Source organism: Anabaena sp. CA = ATCC 33047, from assembly GCF_963870205.1.
Classification (GTDB): Bacteria; Cyanobacteriota; Cyanobacteriia; order Cyanobacteriales; family Nostocaceae; genus Trichormus.
The window spans coordinates 8,605-12,956 of record NZ_CAWMSA010000018.1 but is presented as its reverse complement, the minus strand read 5'-3'; the positions used below and the strand labels follow the sequence as shown (position 1 = coordinate 12,956).

At 43.2% G+C, this 4,352-nt stretch carries 5 protein-coding genes; 2 read left to right on the top strand and 3 right to left on the bottom strand.

Going from position 1 to position 4,352, the window contains the following annotated elements:
- Positions 1-7: 7 nt before the first annotated feature.
- Positions 8-502: a pentapeptide repeat-containing protein gene (locus AACS98_RS04940; protein ID WP_066377011.1), complete on the bottom strand. Its 495-nt coding sequence runs from the start codon at positions 500-502 to the stop codon at positions 8-10.
- Positions 503-636: 134 nt separating this feature from the next.
- On the opposite strand from AACS98_RS04940, the gene gcvT reads away from it, so the two are divergent.
- The gene (gene gcvT, locus AACS98_RS04935) at positions 637-1,767 is read left to right on the top strand and encodes a glycine cleavage system aminomethyltransferase GcvT (protein WP_066376944.1); all 1,131 of its coding nucleotides are present in this window, start codon (positions 637-639) and stop codon (positions 1,765-1,767) included.
- A gap of 165 nt (positions 1,768-1,932) precedes the next feature.
- On the opposite strand, the gene AACS98_RS04930 is transcribed toward gcvT, so the two are convergent.
- Both AACS98_RS04930 and modA read right to left on the bottom strand, forming a co-directional pair.
- A complete protein-coding gene (locus AACS98_RS04930; protein ID WP_066376942.1) occupies positions 1,933-2,712 on the bottom strand; it encodes an MBL fold metallo-hydrolase in 780 nt (259 codons plus the stop codon).
- A gap of 174 nt (positions 2,713-2,886) precedes the next feature.
- On the bottom strand, positions 2,887-3,684 hold the full coding sequence (modA, locus tag AACS98_RS04925; RefSeq protein ID WP_066376940.1) for a molybdate ABC transporter substrate-binding protein: 798 nt from the start codon (positions 3,682-3,684) through the stop codon (positions 2,887-2,889).
- Positions 3,685-3,782: 98 nt separating this feature from the next.
- On the opposite strand from modA, the gene AACS98_RS04920 reads away from it, so the two are divergent.
- Complete coding sequence (locus tag AACS98_RS04920) at positions 3,783-4,232, top strand: TOBE domain-containing protein (protein WP_066376938.1); 450 nt, start codon at positions 3,783-3,785, stop codon at positions 4,230-4,232.
- The last annotated feature ends 120 nt before the right edge of the window (positions 4,233-4,352 follow it).

The window sequence follows — 4,352 nt, the reverse complement described above, 5'->3', positions numbered from 1 at the left end:
GACAGAACTACTTACAACCTAAAGACTCACGAGTATCCACACCAGTTTTAGAATTCACCCCACTAGCCTTAGTACAGAGTTTTTTCACCTCCGTCCCATCTAAAACCGCATTTGTGAAATCTGCGCCTGTGACATCAACATTATCAAAAGTAGAACGCAGCATCATTGCATCTGTTAACACCGCATCACTTAAATCAGCATTCTTAAACCTAGCCAGATAAGCTATGCCATTACTAAAATCAACACCATGCAGATTTACACCTTCCAACACAATACCGTTAAACACGCCACCACGTAAGTCAGCATTGCTAAAATTAGCATTCTCTAAATCCACATTGGTAAACTCAGCCTCAACTAAATTTTGACCACTAAAATCTTTACCCTGAACTTCATCACCAGCAGAACGAGTAATGCTAGAAGAACTAGCAGCTTCCGCCGACAGAGGAAACAATAACAGAACCATAGCTAGCACAAAACTAGCTAGCACTCGCCAATATCTGATCATGTCTTCTTAACAAAACTCAACATTCCCATTTAATATTAAACATCAGAAGGGGTGGGGAATTGTAGAGACGCGATTGATCGTGTCTTAGGATATATTTTGAAGGAAGAGCGATCGCATAAGCAAAACTACCTGTGGCTAATCAACAACAAACTGCCGAAACCTTAGCAAGAACCCCCTTATACCAACAGGGTGTAGAACTGCAAGCCCGCTTTACCAGCTTTGGCGGTTGGGAAATGCCCGTGCAGTATAGTGGTATTACCCGCGAACACGAAGCGGTGAGAAATGCAGCTGGGATGTTTGATATTTCCCACATGGGTAAATTTACCCTGCAAGGTAAAAACTTAATTTCTCAACTCCAGAGTTTAGTACCATCAGACTTAAGTAGATTACAACCAGGTCAAGCCCAATACACCGTTTTATTAAACCCCCAAGCTGGAATTATTGACGACATCATCGTTTATTACCAAGGTGAAGACGCTACAGCAATACAACAAGTTGTGATAATTGTCAATGCTGCCACCACAGACAAAGACAAAGCATGGTTATTACAACACCTTGACCAAAACGAGGTACAATTCCAAGACTTGTCCAGAGAAAAAGTTTTAATTGCCGTACAAGGGCCAAAAGCCATCAACTATCTTCAACCCCTAGTCAAAGACGACTTACAACCCATCAAAGCCTTTGGACATCTGCAAACCACAATACTAGGTAAACCCGCATTTATTGCTCGCACAGGTTACACCGGGGAAGATGGTTTTGAAGTATTATTAGACCCAGATGTAGGCATAGAATTATGGCGTAATTTGAATGATGCGGGTGTAATTCCCTGCGGACTCGGTGCAAGAGACACCCTACGCCTAGAAGCAGCAATGGCACTTTACGGACAAGATATTGACGACACCACCACCCCCTTAGAAGCCGGGTTAGCTTGGCTAGTCCACCTCGACACTAAAGGCGATTTTATCGGACGGGCAGTTTTAGAACAACAAAAAGCCGCAGGAGTACAACGCCGCCTAGTAGGTTTACGCACCCAAGGACGTAACATAGCCAGACACGGCTACCAAATTCTTGTAGATGGTACAGTAGTCGGAGAAGTCACCAGTGGTACATTATCGCCCACACTCGGTTATCCCGTCGCCTTAGCCTACGTTCCCACTCAACTCTCAAAAGTCGGACAACAACTAGACGTAGAAATTCGTGGTAAAACATACCCAGCAAACATAGTAAAACGTCCCTTTTATAAAAGAGGGAATAGGGCATAGGGCTAAGAATTTGCGGTAGACTCCTGGAAAAGTCATAATTTTCGCGCTCTTCTTTGCGTCTACTCTGCGAGTTCCGCGTTAGCGGTATGCGCGAAACAAAAAAATCTTCATGGTGGCGGTGCAGAAACTTGCTGACACGCCACCTGAGAACACAGCAGCGAGAACTTAAACAGCTAACCGACGCTGCTCTAAAGGTAATTGCAAGCGATCGCCTGGTTGTGGTTCAATGATTTGAGTAGAAAGTTGCCGCTTTGCTAACTGCGATCGCAACTCCTCAACATTTCCTTCCGGCTTGAGAAACTTTACCAATAATCCCTCATAGCTGACATCACCAGGCGAAGCAGTCGGAAGCATAACTTGAGGTTTTAACCATTCTGCCACCTCCAAAGCCTTCTGTTGTCCTCGAATAATCGACCCCACCAAAGGCAAATTGATATCAATCAGAGGCGTAATCACCACATCTATCGGTGCAAACTGTTTCAACTCTGGAGCATGATAACCATGAGGCTCATAATACAATTTTAAATCCGTTCCTAACTCCTTGAGAACATAAGCATTCTCTATCAAAGTCGGCCCAATAGGAGAACCAGGAACAGCCGTAATTTCCACTTGGTTATTTAACTTGTAACTTTCCCCATGCGCCAAAGTCGTCACAGAAGTATAACCCAACTCCTTTACTACCTTCGCCGCATTCGGAGAAGCCACCACCCGAATACTTCTGTTAAGTTGCTTCAGTGTGGGAGTATGAGCGTGGTCTTCCAAACCTTGAGACAGCAAAATCAAATCAATATTATCTGGAATAGGACGATCTTGAGAACGAAAACCTTTGAAGAACCAATCTAAGTTACCAAAAATTAACGAACCAACCAACCAAGGATCTATCAAAATTCGTTGTTCACCAATTTCCAGCAACCAACTGTTGCTGTCCAACCAAGTTAAATACATAGCCACAGATTTAAGATAATACCTGCCTACATTGTGACATTACCGGACTGGAAGGGACTGGAAGGGGAAGGGACTGGAAGGGACTGGGGAGAAATCAAAGTTAATAATTCTGCAAAAAATTTTTGGAATTTTGAATTTTGAATTTTGAATTGATTTATCCCCCACATACCCCATCTACGGCAAAATAAAACCGTACTTCCGCAGTACAGCCTTAGCTTGGTTGTCAGTCGTTACAAACTTGACAAAATCCTTAGCTGCATCAGGGTTTTTACTGCGTTTAACCACTGCTAAAGGATAAATAATTGGAGAGTGGTATTTTTCATCAGCAGCCACTACCACCTTTACCTTGTCAGAAATTTTGGCATCGGTAGAATAAACTAAACCAGCATCAGCATTACCACTTTCTACCACCGCTAAAACCTGACGCACGTTATTACCATAAACCAATTTTGACTGAATCTGAGGTAACAACTTGAGTTGTTGCAACACTTGTTGAGCATATTGTCCTGCGGGTACACTTCTGGGTTCACCCATTGCCACCCGCTTGATGTTAGCATCTCTCAAATTGTAGAAGCTAGTAATGCCTGTAGCGTTCTTCGGGACAACCAACACTAGGCGGTTCTTTGCTAGGATAGCTCGTGTACCTGGAAGCAAAAGTCCTTTCTGCTCCAAAGCATCTATTTGTCTTTTAGCCGCAGAAATAAACACATCTGCTGGCGCACCTTGTTCAATTTGTCGTTGCAAAGCACCAGACGCACCAAAGTTATAACTAATTTTGACATTGGGTTTACTTTGTTGATAAAGAGGCTTAATTTCTTCTAGTGCATCTTTCATACTGGCAGCAGCAGATATCAGTAAATTAACATTAGACTGTGCGACTACAGAGGAGGGTGTCGTAAATGACAAGCCAACCGCCATCAAACAACTAGCAACTGCCGCACCAAGAAAAGCAAAAAATTGTCTTCGTTTCATAGGAAAATCAGGCTGAGATAGATTCTTCTCCAAGGATTCAGGCTTGGTAGGAGTGAATTTAGATCACTACGATATTTACCAACCAAATTGGTAACATTATGCCAAGAAAAGAACAAGGATGGATCACTTTTCAAACATCGGAAGAGGAGCGCAAAATTCTAGAAGAGTTTTGTCAGCAGTCTCAGCGCACTAAAACTGAGATTTTGCGGGAACTTGTGCGCGGTCTTCATCAGCACTCGACACCACCGACATCATTACCAACCACCAAAGTAGACAAGGTAGAACCAGAAGTTTCTACTAATACCTCGGAGTTAGAAGTTAGCCCTCCTAAAAGACCCCTAAAAGTTAGCTCTCGTAATATTCTCAAAGGTGTAGTTAAAAAAGTTGTCACCGGCGCAGTGAATAGCGAAGTAACTATAGAAATTGTTCATAGGGTAGAGCTAACCTCGATTATCACCAGAATGTCAGCTGAAGAATTAGGACTGGTTGAAGGTGCTGAAGCCTATGCAGTGATTAAATCAAATGATATTGTCATCGCCAGAGATTGACATTTTCCCCAAACTGTGTATATCTGGTTTGGGGATTCCTCACCATCAGCAATGCTTGTTTTCTATTTTGTCCCGTCTCTATGTGGGGAGATGAGGGGGGTAGGGGAAGCAGGGGAGGCA

Excerpts from the sequence above, each read along its gene's own strand:
- AACS98_RS04930 (WP_066376942.1), bottom strand. The coding sequence starts at position 2,712 with ATGTATTTAACTTGGTTGGACAGCAACAGTTGGTTGCTGGAAATTGGT.
- modA (WP_066376940.1), bottom strand. The coding sequence starts at position 3,684 with ATGAAACGAAGACAATTTTTTGCTTTTCTTGGTGCGGCAGTTGCTAGT.
- AACS98_RS04920 (WP_066376938.1), top strand. The coding sequence starts at position 3,783 with ATGCCAAGAAAAGAACAAGGATGGATCACTTTTCAAACATCGGAAGAG.